The 21306-nt window shown below is 66.7% G+C and carries 21 protein-coding genes, 1 tRNA gene and 1 pseudogene; 13 read left to right on the top strand and 10 right to left on the bottom strand.

Translation table 11 applies throughout. The features are described from left to right. Positions 1-79: 79 nt before the first annotated feature. The 4 genes from AC2ITM_RS12755 (at position 80) to AC2ITM_RS12740 (ending at position 4741) form a co-directional block, all read left to right on the top strand. Complete coding sequence (locus AC2ITM_RS12755) at positions 80-448, top strand: response regulator transcription factor (protein WP_486467011.1); 369 nt, start codon at positions 80-82, stop codon at positions 446-448. Continuing rightward, positions 445-777: a hypothetical protein gene (locus AC2ITM_RS12750; protein ID WP_486467010.1), complete on the top strand. Its 333-nt coding sequence runs from the start codon at positions 445-447 to the stop codon at positions 775-777. The genes AC2ITM_RS12755 and AC2ITM_RS12750 overlap by 4 nt, the downstream gene beginning before the upstream one ends. Next, positions 778-3465, top strand: coding sequence for an ATP-binding protein (locus AC2ITM_RS12745; protein WP_486467009.1), 2688 nt, complete (start codon positions 778-780; stop codon positions 3463-3465). Between the two features lie 76 nt (positions 3466-3541). Then, the gene (locus tag AC2ITM_RS12740) at positions 3542-4741 is read left to right on the top strand and encodes a FliM/FliN family flagellar motor switch protein (RefSeq protein WP_486467008.1); all 1200 of its coding nucleotides are present in this window, start codon (positions 3542-3544) and stop codon (positions 4739-4741) included. Between the two features lie 719 nt (positions 4742-5460). Here the strand turns inward: AC2ITM_RS12740 and AC2ITM_RS12735 are convergent. Then, entirely contained in the window at positions 5461-5886 is a 426-nt protein-coding gene (locus AC2ITM_RS12735; RefSeq protein WP_486467007.1) for a protein tyrosine phosphatase family protein, read from the bottom strand. A 231-nt stretch (positions 5887-6117) separates the two neighbouring features. Between AC2ITM_RS12735 and AC2ITM_RS12730 the strand changes: the two genes are divergently transcribed. Further along, entirely contained in the window at positions 6118-6342 is a 225-nt protein-coding gene (locus AC2ITM_RS12730) for a hypothetical protein (RefSeq protein WP_486467006.1), read from the top strand. Between the two features lie 243 nt (positions 6343-6585). Here AC2ITM_RS12730 and AC2ITM_RS12725 read toward each other — a convergent pair whose 3' ends face one another. Next, complete coding sequence (locus AC2ITM_RS12725) at positions 6586-6801, bottom strand: hypothetical protein (RefSeq protein WP_486467005.1); 216 nt, start codon at positions 6799-6801, stop codon at positions 6586-6588. Positions 6802-6953: 152 nt separating this feature from the next. Here AC2ITM_RS12725 and AC2ITM_RS12720 point away from each other — a divergent pair, with 152 nt between their 5' ends. Next, entirely contained in the window at positions 6954-7220 is a 267-nt protein-coding gene (locus tag AC2ITM_RS12720; RefSeq protein ID WP_486467004.1) for a DUF2312 domain-containing protein, read from the top strand. A 91-nt stretch (positions 7221-7311) separates the two neighbouring features. Here the strand turns inward: AC2ITM_RS12720 and AC2ITM_RS12715 are convergent, their stop codons facing one another. Continuing rightward, positions 7312-8187, bottom strand: coding sequence for a hypothetical protein (locus AC2ITM_RS12715; protein WP_486467003.1), 876 nt, complete (start codon positions 8185-8187; stop codon positions 7312-7314). A gap of 193 nt (positions 8188-8380) precedes the next feature. Here AC2ITM_RS12715 and AC2ITM_RS12710 point away from each other — a divergent pair. Beyond that, positions 8381-8456, top strand: a tRNA-Thr gene (locus tag AC2ITM_RS12710). Positions 8457-8526: 70 nt separating this feature from the next. Here the strand turns inward: AC2ITM_RS12710 and AC2ITM_RS12705 are convergent. The 4 genes and pseudogenes from AC2ITM_RS12705 to AC2ITM_RS12690 all read right to left on the bottom strand — a co-directional run. Further along, positions 8527-9765 carry a recombinase gene (locus AC2ITM_RS12705; protein WP_486467002.1) on the bottom strand — a complete coding sequence of 413 codons (1239 nt, stop codon included), beginning with the start codon at positions 9763-9765 and terminating at the stop codon, positions 8527-8529. Positions 9766-9798: 33 nt separating this feature from the next. After that, a complete protein-coding gene (locus AC2ITM_RS12700) occupies positions 9799-10059 on the bottom strand; it encodes a hypothetical protein (protein WP_486467001.1) in 261 nt (86 codons plus the stop codon). Between the two features lie 47 nt (positions 10060-10106). Next, complete coding sequence (locus AC2ITM_RS12695; RefSeq protein WP_486467000.1) at positions 10107-10796, bottom strand: hypothetical protein; 690 nt, start codon at positions 10794-10796, stop codon at positions 10107-10109. Further along, a pseudogene (locus AC2ITM_RS12690) lies at positions 10789-11511 on the bottom strand (DUF5131 family protein); the annotation flags it as partial. The gene AC2ITM_RS12695 and the pseudogene AC2ITM_RS12690, both read right to left, overlap by 8 nt. An 80-nt stretch (positions 11512-11591) precedes the next feature. Between AC2ITM_RS12690 and AC2ITM_RS12685 the strand changes: the two are divergent. After that, positions 11592-11912 carry a hypothetical protein gene (locus AC2ITM_RS12685; RefSeq protein WP_486466999.1) on the top strand — a complete coding sequence of 107 codons (321 nt, stop codon included), beginning with the start codon at positions 11592-11594 and terminating at the stop codon, positions 11910-11912. On the opposite strand, the gene AC2ITM_RS12680 is transcribed toward AC2ITM_RS12685, so the two are convergent. Further along, complete coding sequence (locus tag AC2ITM_RS12680; protein ID WP_486466998.1) at positions 11901-12830, bottom strand: LysR family transcriptional regulator; 930 nt, start codon at positions 12828-12830, stop codon at positions 11901-11903. The genes AC2ITM_RS12685 and AC2ITM_RS12680 overlap by 12 nt on opposite strands. A gap of 132 nt (positions 12831-12962) precedes the next feature. On the opposite strand from AC2ITM_RS12680, the gene AC2ITM_RS12675 reads away from it, so the two are divergent. The 4 genes from AC2ITM_RS12675 to AC2ITM_RS12660 are packed head-to-tail and all read left to right on the top strand — an operon-like array spanning position 12963 to position 16572. Continuing rightward, entirely contained in the window at positions 12963-14111 is a 1149-nt protein-coding gene (locus tag AC2ITM_RS12675; protein WP_486466997.1) for an MFS transporter, read from the top strand. 3 nt (positions 14112-14114) lie between these two features. Further along, complete coding sequence (locus tag AC2ITM_RS12670; RefSeq protein ID WP_486466996.1) at positions 14115-14957, top strand: SDR family NAD(P)-dependent oxidoreductase; 843 nt, start codon at positions 14115-14117, stop codon at positions 14955-14957. After that, the gene (locus AC2ITM_RS12665; RefSeq protein ID WP_486466995.1) at positions 14942-15733 is read left to right on the top strand and encodes an SDR family NAD(P)-dependent oxidoreductase; all 792 of its coding nucleotides are present in this window, start codon (positions 14942-14944) and stop codon (positions 15731-15733) included. Before AC2ITM_RS12670 ends, AC2ITM_RS12665 begins: the two co-directional genes overlap by 16 nt. Before the next feature lie 11 nt (positions 15734-15744). Next, entirely contained in the window at positions 15745-16572 is an 828-nt protein-coding gene (locus AC2ITM_RS12660) for an aldo/keto reductase (RefSeq protein ID WP_486466994.1), read from the top strand. A 367-nt stretch (positions 16573-16939) separates the two neighbouring features. Here the strand turns inward: AC2ITM_RS12660 and ybaK are convergent, their stop codons facing one another. Both ybaK and AC2ITM_RS12650 read right to left on the bottom strand, forming a co-directional pair. Beyond that, positions 16940-17413 (bottom strand): Cys-tRNA(Pro) deacylase, encoded by a 474-nt coding sequence (gene ybaK, locus AC2ITM_RS12655; protein ID WP_486466993.1) that lies wholly within the window; start codon positions 17411-17413, stop codon positions 16940-16942. A 59-nt stretch (positions 17414-17472) separates the two neighbouring features. Continuing rightward, positions 17473-19251, bottom strand: a complete 1779-nt coding sequence (locus AC2ITM_RS12650; RefSeq protein WP_486466992.1) for an SLC13 family permease — start codon at positions 19249-19251, stop codon at positions 17473-17475. A gap of 459 nt (positions 19252-19710) precedes the next feature. Here AC2ITM_RS12650 and AC2ITM_RS12645 point away from each other — a divergent pair, with 459 nt between their 5' ends. Next, a complete protein-coding gene (locus AC2ITM_RS12645) occupies positions 19711-21306 on the top strand; it encodes an ABC transporter substrate-binding protein (RefSeq protein ID WP_486466991.1) in 1596 nt (531 codons plus the stop codon).

The following is a 21306-nucleotide window of genomic DNA, read 5'->3' as shown; positions in this document are numbered from 1 at the left end:
GGCGCAGATGGTGCTTTCCCGAAGCGGCCAAAGGCTGGTAACACCTGTGTGACTTGGCCAGGAGGGAGGGGAGGACCGAATGGGCAAATCCGTGCTTGTCATCGAGGACGAGCCGAACATCAGCGAGGCGATCGGCTTTATCCTGTCGCGGGATGGCTGGCGCGTGGCGACCCATGCCAACGGCGTCGATGCGGTGCAGGCGGTGCAGCGGCGCAAGCCCGATCTGGTGATCCTGGACGTGATGCTGCCGGGGCGCTCGGGCTATGACATCCTGCGGGACCTGCGCGCCGATGCGGCGACGGGGGATCTGCCGGTGCTGATCCTGACCGCCCGGGGCCAGGCCCGCGAACGCCGCCTGGCGGCCGAGGCCGGCGCCAGCCATTTCATGACCAAGCCGTTCTCCAACGCCGAGGTGCTGCAGGCGGTGAACGCGCTGATCGCCCCATGAGGCGCCCGCGCGGCCCGGTCTTTCTTGAACGCCGCAGCTACCGGTTGCGCCGGCTGATCGATGCGGTGCGGTTGCTGCCGCTGCTGGGGCTGGGGCTGCTGGCGCTGCCGATGCTGTGGCCGGCGACGCCTGTGGCAGAGGGCGGCGTGCCCGCCTCGCGCGCGATCCTTTACATCTTCGGGGTCTGGGCGGGGCTGGCCATCGTCGCGGCGCTGCTGGTGCGGCGGCTGCCGGAAGATGCGCTGGACGCCTATGACGCGGGGGCCTTCGACACCGGGCGCGCGCCCCAGCCTCAGCCTCTGCCGCAGGAGCCGGGAGAGAGCCGCTAGATGCCCTCGCTGAACCTGCTGATCGCGGTCTGCCTGACCTATGGCGCCTTCCTGTTCCTGATCGCCTTCGCCGCCGACCGCGCGGCGCGGCGCGGCGGCAAGGGCTGGCTGCGCGCCCCGCTGGTCTACACGCTGTCGCTGTCGGTCTACTGCACCGCCTGGACGTTCTACGGCGCCGTCGGCTATGCGGCGCGTTCGGGGCTGGAATACCTGACGATCTACATCGGCCCCTCGCTGGTGATGATCGGCTGGGTGGTGGGGCTGCGCAAGATCCTGCGGATCGGGCGCAGCCAGCGGGTCACGTCGGTGGCCGACCTGATCTCGTCCCGGTTCGGCAAGTCGAACCTGCTGGCGGTGGCGGTGACGGCCATCGCGGTGGTGGGCACCACGCCCTACATCGCCCTTCAGCTGCAATCCGTGACACAAAGCTTTGCCGTCTTTGCCGCCCCCCAGGGCCCCGGCGCTGTGGCCGACACGCAATCCCTGGCGCTGTGGGTGGCGGCGGGGCTGGCGGCCTTCACGGTGCTGTTCGGCACCCGCAACCTGGATGCCAACGAGCGCCACCACGGCGTCGTCATCGCCATCGCGGTCGAGGCGGTGGTCAAGCTGTGCGCGCTGCTGGCGGTGGGCATCTTCACCGTCTGGGGGCTGGGCGGCGGCGTCGCGCAGACGCTGGCGGCCATCGATGCCCATGCGGATCTGGGCCACTGGCAGGTGGCGGGCGGGCGCTGGTCGGGGCTGATCTTTCTGTCGGGTGCCGCCCTTTTGTGCCTGCCGCGGATGTTCCAGGTGCTGGTGGTGGAAAACGAGGACGAGCGTCACCTGCGCACCGCCGCCTGGGCCTTTCCCGCCTACATGATCGCCATGAGCCTTTTCGTCATGCCGATCGCCATCGCCGGGCTGTCGCTGCTGCCCGAGGGCTCCAATCCCGACATGTTCGTGCTGACCCTGCCGCTGTCCGAGGGGCAGAACGGCCTGGCGGTCTTCAGCTTCATCGGCGGGTTTTCCTCGGCCACCTCGATGGTGATCGTGGCGGCAATCGCGCTGTCGACCATGGTGTCGAACCACATCGTCATGCCGATCTGGCTGAAGATGCAGGCCGGGCAGGGGGCGATGGTGTCGGGCGATGTGCGCCATGTGGTGATCAGCGCCCGGCGGGTGTCGATCATCGGGGTGCTGTTCCTGGGATACCTTTACTATCGGCTGTCGGGGGGCGGCGCGGCGCTGGCCTCGATCGGGCTGATCAGCTTTTCCGGCGTGGCGCAGTTCCTGGTGCCGATGCTGGGGGGGATCTTCTGGCGGGGGGCGACGCGGATGGGGGCGCTGGCGGGGCTGGCCACGGGGTTCGCGATCTGGCTGTGGTGCCTCTTTCTGCCCTCGTTCGGCGACGGCGTTGTGATCCCGGCATCGGTGCTGGCGCAGGGGCCCTGGGGGCTGGACTGGCTGCGGCCGCAGGCGCTGCTGGGGATCGCGGGGCTGGATCCGCTGGTGCATGGGGTGCTGTGGTCGATCCTGCTGAACGCGCTGGCTTTCACGCTGGCCTCGCTGCTGTCGTTCCCCAGCCCGATGGAGCGCCTGCAGGGCGCCCAGTTCGTCAATGTCTTCCAGCATTCCGCGACGCCGCGCAGCTGGTCCGGCGGCACCGCCCAGAGCGAGGACCTGCTGATCATGGCGCAGCGCCTGCTGGGCGCGCGCGAAGCGCAGGCGCTGTTTCAGGCCGAGGCCGAGCGTCAGGGCCTGAAGGGCGTGCTGCCCGATCCCTCGGCCGCCTTCCTGCTGCGGCTTGAGCGCGAGCTGTCGGGATCGGTGGGCGCGGCCACCGCCCATGCCATGGTCAGCCAGATCGTCGGCCGCGCCGCCGTCTCGGTCGAGGACCTGCTGGCGGTGGCGGATGAAACCGCGCAGATCATGGAATATTCCAGCCAGCTGGAGGCCAAGTCGGCCGAGCTGGTGCGCACCGCCCGCCAGCTGCGCCAGGCGAACGAGACGCTGACCCAGATTTCCCTGCAAAAGGACGCCTTCCTCAGCCAGATCAGCCACGAGCTGCGCACGCCGATGACCTCGATCCGCTCGTTCTCGGAGATCCTGCGCGATGTCCCCGACATGACGCCCGAGCAGAAGGCACGCTATGCCCGCATCATCCATGACGAGGCGCTGCGGCTGACGCGGCTGCTGGATGACCTGCTGGACCTGTCGGTGCTGGAAAACGGCAAGGTGACGCTGAACCTGGTGACCGTCCAGCTGTCCGAGGTCATCGACCGCGCCATCGACGCCACCCGCGCCGAGGCCGCAGGCCTGCGGATCCGCCGCGACCGGATCGCCGAAAGCGCGCTGGTGGTGACCGATGCCGACCGGCTGACGCAGGTCTTCATCAACCTGATCGCCAATGCCCGCAAATATTGCGACGCCCCCCGGCCGGACCTGCGCATCACCGTCTCGGGCAGTGCCCGCGCCTGGAGTGTCGATTTCACCGACAATGGCAGTGGCGTGCCGCATGACCAGCAGGCCGTCATCTTCGAGAAATTCGCCCGGGTCGGGGATCAGAAGGCCGGTGGCGCGGGCCTGGGTCTGGCCATCTGCCGCGAGATCATGGCCCGTCTGGGCGGCACCATCGCCTATCTGCCGGGTCAGGGCGGCGGCGCCTTCCGCATCACCTTGCCGCGCCGCGGCGAAGTTGCCGCCCGCTAGGCCGGTTTCAATCGAATGGTAACCTTCGGGCCCCTAGATACAGGGGAATGTCCGCGGTTGGCGGTGGCGGAGAAGAATGTCCAGCAGCAAATCCAACGCAATCTTGCGCAGAAAGGCGTCCGCAGCCCGCGAGGTCCACCTTGCGCGCTCGATGTCGCCGGCCAAGGCCTTGCGTCTGGCCTGTGCGAAAAGTGCCGATGAACTGCTGGAACTGCCGCTGGTGGTGATTTCGGCAACGTCGGATGTCGTTTCGGCCGAGGGGCTGAAGGGGCATCTGTCGGACGACATGCTGCTGTTGCTGACCGACGGGCCGGAGCGCTGTGTGGGCGTGGTGGCGATGGATCTGCCCGCGACCTCGGCGCTGGTGGAACAGAACACCATGGGCTACGTCAGCCATTCCGAGCCCGAGGCCCGCGCCCCCACCGCCACCGACGCGGCGTTGATGGCGCCGTTCCTGGACGATGTGTTCCTGCGGGTCTCGATGATGCTTGAGGGCGACCGCGACAGCTGGTGGCTGACCGGTTTCCGCTTTGGTTCGCGGATCGAGAACCTGCGGCTGATGGGGCTGGCGCTGGATGCGGCGGAATTCACCCTGTTCACCCTCGAGGTCGAGTTCGGCGGTGGCATCAAGCGCGGCATGATCCGCATGGCCTTCCCGGACCGTCCCCCGCCGCCCGAGATCTTCGTGGGCAGCGATGCCAGTGGCGACGGGCGCACGCTGGGCGCGGCGGTCCTGTCGGCGCCGGCGACGATCCAGGCGGTGCTGCACCGGGTCAGGATGCCGCTGCGCGACATGAGCCGCCTGAAGGTCGGGGATGTCATTTCGGTGCCGCGTTCGGCCCTGACCGAGACGCGGCTGGAAACCACCGGCGATGCCGGCCGGCCGCATTGCATCGGGCAGGTGCGGCTGGGGCAGATGAACGGCTTCCGCGCGGTGCGCCTGACCATGGCCGAACTGGCCGAGGCCCGCGGCCTGCTGGGCGGGGCACCCGATGGGTTCGAACCCGCCGATCCCTCGGCCGGGGAGGACGACTGGACCATGCCCGCCACGGCGGCGCCCGACCCCGAGCCGCTGCCGGATCTGCCGGCGCTTGATATGGGCGCGATGGATCTGCCCGGGGCCGAGCCCGAGGCTGAACCGGATCCGCTGCCGCCGCTGTCTTTCGACGACCTGCCGGACCTGTCGGATCTGCCAGAGCTGGGGGGCGAGGGCGAAGAGGACTTCCCCTCCTTCGCCATGGCGCCGATGGGGGACCTGCCGGATCTGGACGGTTGAGGCGCCACCACCGGGTCCGTACCCGGTTGGCGGTCGGGCAGGGTCCCGGCGGCAGCTTTCCGTCCGACGCGCCTGTCCGGGGATGGCGCGGGCATCGGGGGCATTTCCGCCGGATCCAAGGCTGAGGGACGTCCGGCGCGGGGGAGGCGGATCGCGACCGGGCGCCCATCGGTGACGGCGGGCTGTCCGAGGGAGGGCCACCCGGAGATTGTGTCGAGAACCTCCAGGATCCTGAAATTATCCTGAAATTCTAGGATGTTGTTCCTTTATGGCGCCCTATGGCCAACCGCTTTTGCCTGCGGGCGGAATGGCGGGAGGGTGTTTGCAGATCCACTCTGTTCCGCCTGTTCCCCGATTTCTTGACAATGTCCGGCGAAAGATTGCCGGAGGGATGGCCGGACTTGAGAGGCTTTGCCATTTGAGGACTGGTCTTTGAAGGGCGGGTCTTTGAAGGATTGGCCTTTGAACAGCTGGTGACTGGCTGGCCTTTGACCGACTGGCCCGGAGAAGGCCGACCTGTGGCCGGCCGGAGGGGCGAGGGGCTTCGGGCAGACCCGACCCGCGAAGGTCCGGGGGGCGGATCCCGCCGTTGGGGCTGCCGCGCCCGGGGATCCGGGGGCGGTCACGCGGCGGTCCTGCGCAGGATGCCGGGGCAGATGGCAAAAGGGGCGCCCTGTGCGGCGCCCCTGTCTGACCGGCCCCGTGGGCGGCAGCGTGCCTCAGCCGAGGATCTGCTGCAGGCGGGGGCGCAGGCCGCCCAGATCGTAGCCTGCCCGCGCCGTGGTGGCCAGGATCTCGTCCACGGGGGTGCCCGCCACGGCCTGGCCCAGCGACCAGATGACCGAGCTGCGCGTGCCCGAGGCGCAATAGGCCAGCACCGGGCCACCGGCGGTCTCCAGCATCTCCATCTGCAGGGCGACGTTGTCGGGGGTCATGGTGTCATGGGTCAGCGGCAGCACGACAAAGTCGATGCCAGCCTGTTCGGCGGCAAGGGCCATGGCCTCGGCCTGGTGGCTGGGCGGGTTTTCGGCGTCGGGGCGGTTGCAGATGACGCGGGCGAACCCGGCCGCGCGGATCGCGGGCAGGTCCGTGGGTTCGATCTGCGGAGAGACGGAATAGCTCGGGGTGATCTGACGAATGTTCATGCCTGGACTCCTGTGGTGCCTGCGTCTGGCGCTGCCCGGACATAGGCCCGTTTCGGCGGGTCGGGAAGAGCCTGAGTCATTTTCTTTGGCGCAGACTACGACTTTGGTTATAGTCTAACCCAGCCGGACCGCGATGGGAGACGCGCCCGGTGTCAGCATGAAATTGCGAGGGTGCGCCAGACAGCCAATTTGCTGCCCCGGTCGTCCTCGCAACTTCCGGAGGAGAGAGTCATGAATACTGCCACATCAAGTGAACTGCACCGGAAACTGGCCGATGTCTCGGATCTGATCGCGGGGACGCGGCCGGGCAACCGCCATCAGCACCTCTCGAAACTCCATGAACTTGTTGGAGATTTCTCCAGGAAGGGTCTGGGAGTGCCGCCGAACCTGCGCCGTCTGCAGGAGGACCTCACCAACGAGGCCATCGAATCCCGGTTCGACAACATGCCCATCTAAGACCGCCTGCCGCCCGTCATGGGCGGCCGCATTGCCATCAAGAGCCCCGCCGGTGATATATCCGGCGGGTTTTTTGTAGTCGCACCAATGACTTTTGCCGCAATGCCGCAGAAATGCTGCGGCGCTGAAACATGTCGTGATTCGGTGTTAACAGTCCCTTGCAGGGCCGTGCGATCCCCCGGGGGGCCTGGGTTTTGCCGCCTTGACGGGCGCTGCCCCTGCGTCAGGGTGTCTCAGGTCCGCTCAGCTGAGCGAGATGCCGGTGATCACCATCATCAGCCCGATGACCGACAATGCCAGCCCGCCCATGTTCAGCGGCATGGCGCGGCGCACGGCTTCGCGCAGTTCGGCATCTTCCAGCTGGGCGCGCTTGGCCCGGGCGACGCGGACGATCGACCAGACCAGCCCGGTCAGCCCACATGCCGAGACCGCCGTCCCGATCCAGATCAGCCATTCCATCGCGCGTCCTCCGCCGCCACCTGTGTCCGGCCCTGCGCGTAAAGCAGCAGAGGGCGCGATGCAAGCGGTGCGGCGCCCCTTGCGGCAGAAGGCCTGCGCGGCTAGCAAAAGGGCCTGCCGCTGCGGGCGGGACAAGCATCAGAGGGATCGAGATGGAAGAACAGGAAAGCCTTGCCGAGGCAAACTACCGCGTCTCCGCGGGCGAGCTGCGCCAGTTCATCGAGCGCTTCGAGCGCCTGGAGGCCGAGAAGAAGGATATTGCCGACCAGCAGAAAGAGGTCATGGCCGAGGCCAAGGGCCGTGGCTACGACACCAAGGTGATGCGCAAGATCATCGCGCTGCGCAAGCGCGACAAGAACGACATTGCCGAGGAAGAGGCGGTGCTGGAAATGTACATGGAAGCCCTCGGCATGAGCTGAGCCCGAAGGGCCATGTTTCAGGGCCTTCCCGCCGGGCATGATGCCGGGGCGGGGGCCGGGACCGGGCGGTGGCGCCCGGTCCGTCAGCGGGTCACGGCCGGATCAGGCAGACGCCGTCGATGCGGGCAATGTCCTCGATGTCGTCCTCGTAGAGGCGGGTCAGGTCCTCGACCAGCGCATCGTCCCAGCCGGGCAGGGCAATGGTCTGGCTCAGCGCATCGGGCAGGGCGTGGCGCGCCAGAATCGTTTCGGCGGCCCGGCGGCGGTGGGTTTCGTCGATGCCGGGATGGCCATCCAGGAAATCGCGGAACCGGGTCAGCCCTTCGGGGGCCATGATCTCGCGCAGCATGTCCCAGCCGCCGGCGACGGGCGCCTCGGGCGGCAGGCCGGTCATCCGGCGCAGGATGTCGCCCCAGATCAGCGGCGTGTCCTCGTTGCACCAGATCGTCAGGGGGATCTCGGGGGCCGCGCCGCGCAGCCGTCGGATCAGGTCAGACCACAGCAGGTCGCGGGGCCGGTAGCCGTCGAGGAAGGCGGTAAAGTCCTCCTCCGGGGTCAGGCGGAACAGGTCGGGAATCCAGGACGCCGGGTTGCGCAGCCCGAGGTAGAGCGTGATGTCATCCCCGGGAAAGAGTTCAGCGAGGTCGGCCAGGCGCCCCTCGGCGGTGCGGTAAAGCTGGCGCTCCTGCAGCGCGAGCTTGGGCACGCAGAACAGGTTTTCGTGCGACAGAACCAGCCGCGAGGGCGCATCATGGTCCGAGATCTGCGCCATCAGCGCCTGCCGCGTGGCGGCGGTGGCGGGGGCCTTGATCAGCTCGTGCAGGGCGTCGCGCAGCGGGCGGCGATAGCGCGAGGGGCCGGGCACACAGATCCCGGCGCCGAACAGCGCATCGCGGTTCTTCAGCAATCCGCGGATCAGGCGGTCCTCGTCGGTGGCGTGCAGCCCGGCGTGGAGGGCGATCTGCATGCGCGTTCCTTTCCTCGCTCAACCACAGGTATACATTGGCAATCCCACAGGCCAAGGGGGTTTCGCAGAGGGCTGCCGGGTGCGGGCCGGGTTGCGACACCCTGCCGCTGACAAGGGGGGCGGGGTGGGCGAGGAGAGGTCTGCCAAATCCCCCTTGATCGGTGCCCGGAAGCCGCGTACACCCCGCCTGAGTGCCCCTATAGCTCAGCTGGTAGAGCAACTGATTTGTAATCAGTGGGTCCGCGGTTCGAGTCCGTGTGGGGGCACCAAAAATCAATAACTTAGCGTGAATTTCGTTGTGCCATCAGGGCGCGTTGTGTCGCCGTTGTGTCGGTGGTCTCAGGCCCCGCTGCGGAGCTTGACGACCTTGGCGATGGAATCGTTCCGGCCACGCGCATAGCGGTCGGTCGTCGTCACGTTCAGGTGCTGGCCCGCATCCCGCAGGATGTAGGGGTCAACGCCCAGGTTCTTCGCCTCGGTCAGCGCGCCGGCGCGCGTGTCCATGATCGTCAGGTCGGCCGGCAGCCCCAGGTCATTGCGGATCCGGCGGTAGGCCTGGCTCCAGCTGTGGGTGTTGTAGGGCAGGCCCGTGCGCTCGCTGGTGATCACCGGGCCGATGCGGCCGCGCTGCGCGAGGATCGACAGGCGCGCGCGGATCTCGGGCGCATCGGTCAGCTCGAACCGGATCGGGTCGGGCATCGACTTCGAGGTCTTGGAGATGACCTTCTCGAAATAGGTCAGGCCGTCATCCAGCATGTCCCAGGTCAGGCCGTCCTGCCAGCGCTCGAATTTCTGCGGCAGCCCGATCTGGCTCCGGTTGCGCGACAGCTCGCGGACGATGCCGCCCTCGTTCGGATTGCAGTCCAGCCATTGGCCCCGCACATCGACGGCGCGCAGGCAGAAGACCCATTGGATCAGCAGCCCGGTCGAGAACCCGAACATGCCCCGGGCATCGGCTTCGTCCACGATGGCGCGGATCTGGTCGCGCGTTGGCGTCACCGAGCGGCGCGGCGGCGACTGGAAGCGCATGTCGCGCAGGATGTCCGAAACCTCGCGCGCCGGCGCGTGCTTCAGCAGCTTGCCGTATTTCGCGACAGCGCGCAGGCGCTCGAACATGCGGTGGATGTAGGCGGCATCGCGCCCCTTCGCCTTCATGCCGTCGCGCAGGTCGCAGATCGTCGTGTAATCCGTGCTCGCGATCTGCACGGAGCCGATGGCCTTCGTCCAGCGATCGAGGATCCAGACATAGTTGCTGCGCGTGTTCGCCTTGACGCCGTGGACCGGGCTGTGCCGGTCGGTCGTGAAGCGGTGGATCAGCCAGCCCCAGGTGCCGACCTCGTGCTGCTCGATGCCTGCGCCGAAATGGGCCAGCATCTCGCGGGTCAGCTCGCGGCATTCCCGCGCCCGGACCAGATCCTGACCATCGCCATGTGCGCCGGTCAGCCGCACAGAGGTCTTGGGGTAGCCCAGCTGGCGGAATTTCGTGCTGGGCTTCCAGTACCACAGGTCGCGGGACCTTACCGCGCCTGGGGCATAGGACGGGTCGGACCCATCCCAGAGGGCTTCCTTGTAAGCCATGAGGTTCACTTTCGTTTTGGAGCACCATGCGGATCAGAGGGCGTCGAGATTGATGCTCGGTCTCTCGATGCCGACGACCACCTTATCCGAATCCTGGATGCGGCGGCGTTTCTCCAGCCAGGCCTTCACGTCGGCCTTGATGTAGAGGTTCAGGACGGGGTCCGGGCGCGGGAAGCCCTTGGCCTCAAGGGTCGGGCGCTTGCTGTAGAAGGTGCGGATGCTCATGCCCATGAAGCCCGCCGCCCATCGGGCGCTGCCACAGGCAGCATCCCGGGTCATCGTGTGGTCAGTCATTTTGACCCCCTCATGTTAATTTTCTGGACCTTTAATGAGGCACCTTTTCAGGTGTTTACCGGCTCCAAGCTGTCGATATTGCAGCGGTGGACGGTGAAGCTGTAGGCAGCGACCCACGGGTTTTGGTCCCAGCCGAAGCCGCGCTTGGCGTTGAGGCCGTCCCAGAGGGTGCGGAAGCTGCTCCTTGCATTAAGGACGCAATGAGTTACCCCATCGCTCTGGTAATTTTTCCATGTCGCCAGGCCATAAGGCTCAACGCCCTCTGCCACCGCGTCAGTGTCGCTGATCTCCTGCAGCCGCTGCACGCGCACATCGGTGACGCGCAGGGTCAGGCGGCTGGCCCACCGGGGCATATGGATTGAGGGTCGCCAGCGTGACACGTCTCCGCAATCGACAGGGTGATCAGCGCGATAGAAACCGCGATCAGCGAGCGCCTGTGATCCGGGGTCGATGTGGGTGCAGGCATCAATCGGCGCCCACGCCTCGCGCACCCAGAGGCGGGTTCCGACGCGATATGGAACGAAGGTGTAATTGATCCACTGATCGAGCGTAATCCACTCGCCCCAATGGCAGTCTTCCCACCCCCAGCAGGATGGATCGCCCTTGTCATCGTGGCGCCCTCCGCAGAATTCAGGCGGGTATTTCCCGGCCTTTATGATACGCCGCGTCTGCGTCTTCCGCCCTTCGAGAAGCGCGCGGACCATCGGCCCGCTGAACAGAATGGGATGGTCAGCCACGGCGCACCTCCGGGTATCCGTCATGCACAACGCCATCGAGCGCGCGGCCCTTGGCCTTGATCTCCTTCTGGTGGCGCCCCTCCCATTGCTTAAAAAGGAACGGCACCCCAGCGTCGGCACACTGGTCGCGCAGGGACCGGAACCAGTCAGGATCGGCATGACGGAAGCTCGGTCCGCTCTCGCCGCCCGTGATGACCCAATCCAGGTCTAGCTCCTCCCCAAGCATATGCCTTGGAAGCGATCCGCAATCGCAGTCAGCATCTCGGGGGCAATCAGGGCACGGGTCCGTACGGCCCCAGAGATATGGGGTCAGATCGACCGGCCCCAGCAGCGGCTCCATGGAAAGGAAGCGGATGCACGCCGGGACGCGCAGCAGCGCCGGGATGCGCCGGTCTGCCTCTTCCTGGTTCTCGACCGTCGTGCCTAGCCAGACGTTCGGATAGCCGTCACCCCAATCTGCGGGCAGGTAGCGCGCGATGTTCTGCGGGCGCTTCGTCAGCAGCAGCCAGTCGAGGTTCGGCGTCTGCCGGATCAGATGCCACAGATCCAGACGCCATGCGTTCTTGATGCTGCGGTGGTTGTCGAAGACGTCGGCCAAGCTGGCGCAGAAGACGCGCGGGCGCTCGGCGGCGCCTTTGGCCTGCCGGTTCCACTTGACCGGGTTGCCCCAGGTCTTCGTGCGGCGACGCCCACCGTGCGGCCCCCATTGGACATGCCCACTGCGCTTCGCCCAGCCCTCGGCATAGCAGTGATCGCAGGCAGGGCTGACTGCGGTGCGCCTTGATGGAGCGCGGCGTGAAGCCGACCTACACCGCCGTGTCCGACTTGGCGAAGGTCTCGAACTCGACCATTCGGCCCATCCTGGCCGGTGTGGTCGAGCAGGGGTGGGCCGAGCGCCAGGCCTGCGAGGCCAGCGCGCGTGTCCATGATCGTCAGGTCGGCCGGCAGCCCCAGGTCATTGCGGATCCGGCGGTAGGCCTGGCTCCAGCTGTGGGTGTTGTAGGGCAGGCCTGTGCGCTCGCTGGTGATCACCGGGCCGATGCGGCCGCGCTGCGCGAGGATCGACAGGCGCGCGCGGATCTCGGTCAGCGCGAGGGCAGGCCATTACCACGGTGACGTGGAATTGCTCGGACACACATTCCTGCCCTGCATGGACCGCAGCAGCGCCCGGAGCGCTTCGGGCAATTGCCTGCGGCTGGGATAATAAAGGTGGAAGGCCGGGCCCATGGAGGACCAGTCCGGCAAGACGTGAAGCAGCTCTCCAGTTTCCAATTCTGCCCGGACCCGGTCTTCAAGCGTGTAGCAGATTGCCCCGCCGCCTTTTGCGATTTCCAATGACAGGATCGTTTCGTTGACGATGACGGACCAGTCGAGAGCAAGTTCGACCTCCTCGTCGGTACCGCGTTCCAGCTCCCAGTTGTAGATCCTGCCGGTTCCCATGCGCAGGCCGATGCAGCGATGATTTCTCAGATCCTTAGGGTGCTCCAACGGTGGCGCCGCAGCGAGGTATTCCGGCGAGGCCACCGCCAGCCAGCGCAGCTTGGGGCCGATCGGCAGGGCGATCATGTCCTCCGGCACGGTGCCACCGTAGCGGATGCCCGCGTCAAACCCTTCCTGCACAATGTCGATGACATGGTCGTTGATCTCGATCTCGACCCTGACGTCGGGAAACTGGCGCATGTAGTCTGCGATGATCGGTGCCAGCACAAGGCGGGCCGCATCCGAGGGAACGTTGATCCGCAAATGGCCCGCTGGGCGATCCCGGTAGCGGTTCAGCCCCTCAAGCCCGCCTTCGATGGCATCAAACCCGGCTTGCACATGCGCCAGCAATTCGCGGCCCGCATGGGTGAGGGTGACACTGCGGTTGGTGCGATTGAACAGGCGCACCCCTTGGCGCGCCTCAAGGCCCCGCATGGCATGGCTGAGCGCGGATGGCGAGAGGTCCAATTCGGCCGCAGCCTTCCGGAAACCGCCCGTCTCGGCGATGGTCCTGAACAGGTTGAGATCCCCGAGATCGGTACGGTTGAGTTTCATGACGGCTCCTTCCGGCCAGATATAACACTGTGTGTGGTGAATTTCACTCAACGCTGCGTGCAGCTGTGCTTGTCTTATCCTCAGCCCGTCGTGCCGCTACCTGTCGTCCGCAAGGCAAGACAGGAGCCCCGAATGCAAATTGCCATCGCTCAATTCGTCCTTGCGCTCGGCGGGCTGTTCCTCGGCACGGCCGAGTTCGCGGCCATGGGTCTCCTGCCCTCGATTGCGGAAACCTATCAAGTGGACGTGCCTGCTGCTGGCCACCTGGTGAGCCTTTATGCCATCGGGGTCGTGGTCGGTGCGCCGCTGCTCACTGTCGTCACCGCGCGGATGGAAAAGCGCCGGCTGCTCATGGCGCTCGCCATTCTGATCGTGTTGGGCAATGCCGGTTCGGCGCTGGCCGCGCGCTTTGGCCAGATCGGCGTGGCGCGCTTTGTCGCCGGGCTGCCGCACGGGGCCTATTACGGCACGGCGGGGCTGGTGGCGGCATCCCTCGTGCCGCGCGAGAAGCGCACGCAGGCCATCGGGCATGTCATGCTGGGGCTTGCAGCCGCGAATGTGGCGGGCGTGCCGCTGGTGACATGGATGGGGCAGGTCTTCGGCTGGCGCTCGGCCTTCGGGTCGGTGGCGGCAGGCGGCGTGCTGCTCTTCATCCTGCTCCTGCTGATTGTGCCGAAGCGGCCCGCAGAAAGGGATGCGTCCCCTCTCTCGGAACTGTCGGCCTTCGGCGCCCTGCAGGTCTGGCTGACGCTGGCGACGGCGGCCATCGGCTTCGGCGGGATGTTCGCGGTCTACAGCTACATCACGCCGACGCTGACCGAGGTCACCGGGATCGCCAGGGCACAGGTGCCGTGGATGCTGGCGCTGTGGGGGCTGGGCATGGTCGTGGGCAACACGCTGGGCGGCCGGCTGGCGGACAAATCCCTGACCGGCGCGATCCTGGGGTTCTTTGCCTGGACGGCGGCGACGCTGGCGCTTTTCGGTGCGGTCGCGGCCAATGTCTGGCTGGCGGGGCTGGGGCTGTTCCTCGTGGGCATCGGATTTGCCCTGGTCCCGGCTCTGCAGGCCCGGCTGATGGACGCGGCCCCCCGCGCACAGTCGCTGGCCTCGGCGATGAACCACTCCGCTTTCAACCTCTCGAATGCCATCGGCGCCTGGACTGGCGGGCTCGCGATCTCGGCGGGCCTGGGCTGGGCCTCGACCGGCTACGTGGGCGCGGCGCTCGCGCTGGCCGGGCTGGTCATCTTTACCATCGCGCTGAAATTCCAACGAAAGGGCTGATCCATGACGCGCATGCAAGACATCGTCTCTCCCGGCAAGACCGCCGTCATCACGGGTGCGGCGAAGGGCATCGGTGCCGCTATCGCCGAAGATCTCGCCGCGCGGGGCATGAAGCTGGCACTTTTCGACCGCGACGCCGAGGCGCTCGAAGCGTTTGCGACCGGGCTGAACACCGAAGTGCTGACGGTGACAGGGGATGCAGCCTTGGCAAAGGATTGCGGGGACCTGCACAGAGCGGTGACCGACCAATTCGGCGTGCCGCAGCTGCTGATCAATAACGCGGGCATGATGCGTCGACCGGGGCCGTGGGCCTCGCCAGAAGAGTGGCGCGAGGTGCTGGACGTGAACTTTACCTCCGCCCTGCGGATGCAGCACCTCTTCGTGCCGGACATGATCGCAGGCGATGGGCCCGGTGCCATCGTCAACCTCGGCTCCAAGGAGGGCATCACCACGCCACCCGGCCAGGCTGCCTATTCCGTCGCCAAGGCTGGTATCAAGGTGCTGACCGAGCAGCTGGAGCACGAGCTGCGCAACGCCACCGATGGCCGCCTTTCGGCGCATCTGCTGGTGCCGGGCTACACCTACACCCCGATGAATTTCCCCGACGCACAGCCCGGCGACACCAGGCCCGACGCGCCGTGGTCGGCTGAACAGATGGTCGATTACTTCATGGCCCGGCTGCTGAACGGCGACTTCTACATCCTGTGCCCCGACAACGAGGTGACGCCCGCGATGGATGCGAAACGCATCCGCTGGGCCGCCGACGACATGATCCGCAACCGCCCTGCGCTGTCGCGCTGGCACCCCGATTACAAGGAGGACTTTGCCCAATGGATGAAATCGTGAAACCCCACGCACTTGTCACCGGCGGATCCAGCGGGATCGGGCAAGAGATCGCCAAACTGCTGGCCGCAGATGGCCATGACCTGATCATCACCGGGATCAGTGCCGCGGTCCATGCGACGGCGGAAGAGTTGCGCGCCATGGGCTGCGACGTTGTCGCGGTGCAGTCTGATCTGTCGCGGCCCGAGGGGGTGCAGCAGGTCATCGATGCCGTACGTGCCGCGGGCCCGCTGCATGTCATGGTCCTGAACGCCGGTATCGCGGTCGGCGGCGCCTTCCTTGACATCGCGCTGGAGCGGCACCTCAACCTGATCGAGCTGAACATCGGCTCGACCGTGCGGCTGTGCCATGCGCTCGTGCCCGACCTGATCGAGACCCGGGGCAGGATCCTGATGGTCAGCTCGATCTCGGCTTTCGGACCCACCCCATATGAGAGCGTCTATGGGCCGTCGAAGGCCTTCATGACCTCCTTCGGGCACGGCCTGCGCGAAGAATTGCGCGGGACCGGGGTCTGCGTCACCCTGCTGCATCCCGGTGCCACAGCGACCGAATTCCACCACCGCGCCGGTATGGATGCGACCCGTTTCGGCGACAACAGCTGGAAGAACGATCCGGCGCTTGTCGCCCGGCAAGGTGTCGAGGCGATGCGAAATGGCGTGAACAGCGTCATCGGCGGCGATGCGGCGACGCAGAAGATCGGAGCCGAGCGCAAGTTCCAGTCGGAAGAGGACAAGGCGCGCCAGCACGCCGAACAGACACGGCCGCCCAAGGGCAAATGAAGGAAACCGAGATGCATAACGTAACCGCAAATGGGGCGGAAATCCCCGCACTGGGCTTTGGCACGTTCCGCATGGACGCCGCCGAGGTGGCCGCCGTGCTGCCCGAGGCGCTGAAGCTTGGCTTCCGCCATATCGATACCGCCCAGATCTATGGCAACGAGGCCGCTGTGGGCGCGGCGATCCGTGCCTCTGGCTTGGCCCGGGACGAGATCTTTCTGACCACCAAGGTCTGGGTGAGCAATTTCGCCGAGGCCGACTTCCTGCCCTCCGTCGAGGAGGGCCTGAAGAAGCTGGGCGTCGACCACGTCGACCTGCTGCTGCTGCACTGGCCGCATGGCAGCGCCACCCCGCGCGATGTGCAGATCGCGCAACTGAACCAGACGGTGACGCGCGGCATGGCGCGCCACATCGGTGTCAGCAACTACAACACCGCCGAGATGCACGAGGCGGCAGAGCTCTCCGACGCACCGCTGGCCACCAACCAGGTGGAATATCACCCCTATCTCAGCCAAGCGCCGGTTCTGAAGGCCTGCGAAGACCTCGGCATGGCGCTGACCGGCTACTACGGCATGGCCGATGGCCTGGTGCCGCAGGAGGAGGTTCTGCAGGATATCGGCGCGGCGCACGGTAAAACGGCCGCCCAGGTTGCCCTGCGCTGGCTGGTCCAGCAGCCCCGCGTGGTAAGTCTGTCGAAGACAGCGAAGCTCAGGCGTCTGCCCGAGAACTTTGGCATCTTCGACTTCGCGCTGAGCGCTGCCGAGACGCAGGCCATCCACGGCCTCGCGCGGACCGACGGGCGGATCATCTCGCCAGGGGAGATGTCCCCCGACTGGGACTGACCGGGACGGATCTGTCCAATGCCCTCGCCAGGCCTTCCGGCGGGGGCATTGTGTTTCAGGGACCCGCCTCCTGCACATCCTTCATTTGAAGGCGTATGGGATGGGATTGTGGGCCCGGCTTGGGTTCGATGGTGTCGCTCCAGTCCGAGGCATCTCAGGAGGCTTTTGCTTCGAACGGTGCCGTATCGGGCCAACGCCATCATGGTGCCTTGATCGGTCAGGGCGCTGACGTCGATCCAGATGGGCTGTTGTCGTCGGTCATCGATATCCCGACCTTGCGCAGCGGTGCAGAGGCCGTGCGATGCGCCCCGGGCCGGCCCGTTTGACACAGCGCAGTGGCAGCAGTCCGGGTCAGGCGGTCAGGCGGTCAGGCGGTCAGGGGGGCGACGGTGGCGCCCAGGGCAGCAACTGCCTCGGCAGGGGCCAGTTCCACCATCAGACCACGGCGGCCGCCGTTCAGGATCACCAAGGGATGCGCCAGCAGGCTGTCGTCAATCGCCACCGGCACACGCTTTTTCTGGCCGAAGGGGCTGATGCCGCCGACATGGAACCCGGTCAGGCGCTCGGCCTTGGCGGCATCCATCATCTGGGCGCCCTTGCCCTTCAGCACGGCGGCGGCGGCCTTCAGCTTCACGCTGGCGGCGACGGGGATCACCACGCAGCAGGGGCGGCCGTCGACCTCGATCATCAGGGTCTTGAAGACCCGCGCGGGGTCGGCGCCGATGGCGGCGGCGGCGTGCTCGCCGATCTGGTGACCGGATTCGTAGCTGTATTCGTGAAGCGCATAGGCGACACCGGCCTTCTTCAGGGCCTGGGTCGCCGGGGTGGTGTGGCTGCTCATCTCGGGCTCCTTCCGCGGTCCGGGCATAAAGACCCGGGCCGCGGTCATAGGCAACACCCTCAGGGGTGCAGGGGCCAGATCAGCGGCGCCATCACCACCGTCACCACGCCCGCCAGCAGGTTCAGCGGCAGGCCCAGCCGCAGGAAGTCGGTAAAGCGGTAGCCGCCGGCATTGTAGACCATCGTGTTGGTCTGATAGCCGATCGGGGTCGAGAAGCTGGCGCTGGCGCCGAACATCACCATCACCACGAAGGCGCGCGGATCAAAGCCCAGACTGTGCGCCACCCCCACCGCGATGGGCGTCAGGATGACCGCCACGGCATTGTTGGTCACCACCTCGGTCAGCACCGAAGCCACGGCGTAGATCAAGGCCAGCGCCGCCCAGGGCCCGGCATGCTGCAGCGGCACCGACAGCGCCTGCACGATCAGCGTCATGGCGCCGCTTTTCTCGAGCGCGGTGCCCAGCACCAGCATCGACACGATCAGCAGCAGCAGCCGGCCGTCGATGGCGCCCAGGCCTTCGTCCGGGTCGACGCAGCCGGTCAGCAACACCACCGCCGCGCCGATGATCGCCAGCGGCAGGATCGGCGCCAGGTTCAGCGCCGCCCCCACGACGACCAGCGCCAGCACCGCCAGCGCGATGGGGGCCCGGCCACGCCGGAAGGCGCGCACCTGCAGGGGCGACAGCAGCACCAGGTCCTGGTCGCGGGCCAGGCGGGCGATGTCTTCGGGGGCGCCGTCCAGCAGCACCGTGTCCCCCGGACGCAGTTCCAGCGTGGTGTCGGTAATGTCGAGCGCACTGCCCTGGCGATGCACCGCGATCGGGTAGACGCCATGGCTGCGCCGCCAGCCCAGCGTGGCGAAACTGCCCAGCCGCTGCTTGACCAGCGCCTCGACCAGCTGGTGCCGCCGCAGTCCCGCCTGTTCCGTCCCCGAGATCCTCAGGCCCGGCGTTTCGCTGCCGCGGAAGCCCATGACCTCGGTATCGGCGGCATGCAGCACGATGCGGTCGCCGGCCTGCAGCGTGGCCTCCTGCCAGTCGCGGCGCAACGACACGTCGCCGCGGATCAGGTCGATCAGCCGGGTGCCGCGGCGGCGGAACTCGGCCAGCTCCAGCAGCTTGCGCCCGATCAGCGCCGAGCCCTGCGGCACGAACAGTTCCACCTGCCACGAGCGCGACCCGCGCAGGGCGCTGCTGTCCGACAGCGCCTGTCGCAGCGGCAGCACCCGGGGTGTCATCAGCGCCAGATAGGCCGAGCCCAGCAGCGCCAGCACGATGCCCAGGGGGGCGATCTCGAACAGCGAGAAGGGCACCAGGCCCAGCCCGTGCGCCACCCCGTCCACCAGCAGGTTGGTCGAGGTGCCGATCAGCGTGCAGGTGCCGCCCAGGATCACCACGAAGCTGAGCGGCATCAGAAAGCGCGAGGCCGGGGCATTCATCTGCCGCGCCAGCCCGAAGACCACCGGGATCAGGATCATCACCACGGGGGTGTTGTTCATGAAGGCCGAGGCCACCGCCGCCAGCCCGAAGAAGCAGGCGATGGTCAGCGCGGGCCGCGCCGAGAGCTGCCGGCCGAGGGTTTCGGCCACGGCCTCCAGCACGCCCGTGCGCACCAGTGCGGCGCTCAGGACGAACATCGCGCCGATGGTGGCGGGGGCGGGGTTGCTGAGCGCCTTCAGCACGTCGTCGGTGCCCACCAGGCCGAACAGCAGCGCCACCGCCACCCCGCCAAGCGCCGTCACCTCGGCCGAGAAACGCTCGGTCAGGAACATCAGGAAAATCAGGACGATCAGGACGATTGCCCCGTAGGGCGCATAGGGTCCAAGGTCGAAAAGCATCTGGGAAGATCCAGGAGAGGTGCCGTGCTGTGCAGCGCTGACGGCAAGGCGCGGTGGATCGGGGCGCAGGGCCGCCGATCCGGGCCATCGCGGATCCTGACAGATTCTCGACCTTTGCGCTCGTGAAATAATCAGGGGCTGCGCAGGATTTTGCAGGGTGTGATGTGATCAAATTTGAATGCGTCAGAAATGCCTCTGAAACCTGCGATTTTTCCCGCCTGTGACAGTCGGACGCATGGGCATCCGGGCTTTGGGACGGGTCGGGGCGGATGCACTTGCGCATTTGATCACGCGGCAGCCCCGAGTGACCAAGCTTTGGGCCCCCCGCCTGCGGGGGGGCGGCACAGAGGGCCTTCAGCCTTGACTCGAAATTTGACCATCCGGTTAGGTTGATCCCAGTGCCCGGACAAACCGGGCCGGGCAGGGCCGGACCCTGCCGCCACAGACAGAGAGAGAGCCATGTTCCACAGCCGTTTGCTGGCCAGCGTCGCCCTGGGTGCGCTGTTGCTGGGCGCCACGCCCGCCGTCACCCTTGCCGCCACGCCCCCCGATACCCTGGTCCAGGCCTGGTCGATCGACGACATCATCACCCTAGACCCGGCCGAGATCTTTGAATTCACCGCCGGAGAGATCGCCGGCAACACCTACGAGCCCCTGATCGGCTATGATCCCAAGGATGTCTCGAAGGTCTTCGGCAAGGCCGCCGAAAGCTGGAGCGTGTCCGAGGACGGCAAGACCATCAGCTTTACCATGAAGCCCGACCGCACCTTCGCCTCGGGCAACCCGATCACGGCCGAGGACGCGGTGTTCTCGCTGACGCGGGCGGTCAAGCTGAACAAGTCGCCCGCCTTCATCATCGGCCAGCTGGGCATGACGCCGGAAAACGTCGATCAGCAGATCGTGCAGACCGGCCCGATGACCTTCGACTTCAAGATGGACAAGGCCTATGCGCCCTCGCTGGTGCTGTATTGCCTGACCGCCACCGTCGCCTCGGTCGTCGACAAGAAGCTGGTGATGGAACACGCGAAGGACGGCGATCTGGGCTATGCCTGGCTGAAGACGCATTACGCGGGCTCCGGCCCCTTCATGATCCGCGACTGGCGCCCGAACGAGGCCGTCGTGCTGGAACGCAACCCGCATTATTCCGGGGACAAGCCGCCGCTGGCGCGCATCATCTACCGCCATGTGCCGGAAACCTCGACCCAGCGGCTGCTGCTGCAGAAGGGCGATATCGACATTGCCCGCAACCTGACGGCCGAGGATATCTCGGCGCTGAAGGACGATGCCGACGTCAAGATCGACAGCGGCGTCAAGGGGACGCTGTACTATCTGGGCCTGAACCAGAAGAACCAGTACCTGTCGAAGCCCAAGGTCCGCGAGGCGATGAAATACCTGCTGGATTACGACACGATCGCCAACACGATCATGGCCAGCAAGGTCAAGGTGCACCAGGCCTTCCTGCCCGAGGGCTTCCTGGGCGCCTATGACGAGAACCCCTACAAGCTGGACGTCGCCAAGGCCAAGGAACTGCTGACCGAGGCCGGTCTGCCCGACGGCTTCACCGTCACCATGGACACCCGCAACACCCCCGAGATCACCGCCATGGCCCAGGCCATGCAGCAGACCATGGCCCAGGCCGGCATCAAGCTGGAGCTGATCCCCGGCGACGGCAAGCAGACGCTGACGAAATACCGCGCCCGCACCCATGACATCTACATCGGCCGCTGGGGGCCGGATTTCCAGGATCCGCATACCAACGCCTCGACCTTTGCCTACAACCCCGACAATTCGGACGAGGCCACCTCCAAGCCGCTGGCCTGGCGCAATGCCTGGGACATCCCCGAGCTGTCGAAGGAAACCGAGGCCGCGATGCTGGAACGCGACCCCGAAAAGCGCGCCGCCATGTATGTGGACGAGCAGAAGAAGGTGCTGGCCGACGGGCCTTTCGTGACCTACGCCCAGGAAATCGAGGTCATGGGCGAACGCAAGAATGTCGAAGGCGTGGTGATCGGCCCGTCCTTCAGCGACAACAGCTTTGCCCACGCGTCCAAGTAG

The organism is Pseudooceanicola sp. NS-SX9 (assembly GCF_057380705.1).
This window is presented reverse-complemented; position numbering and strand designations above follow the sequence as displayed.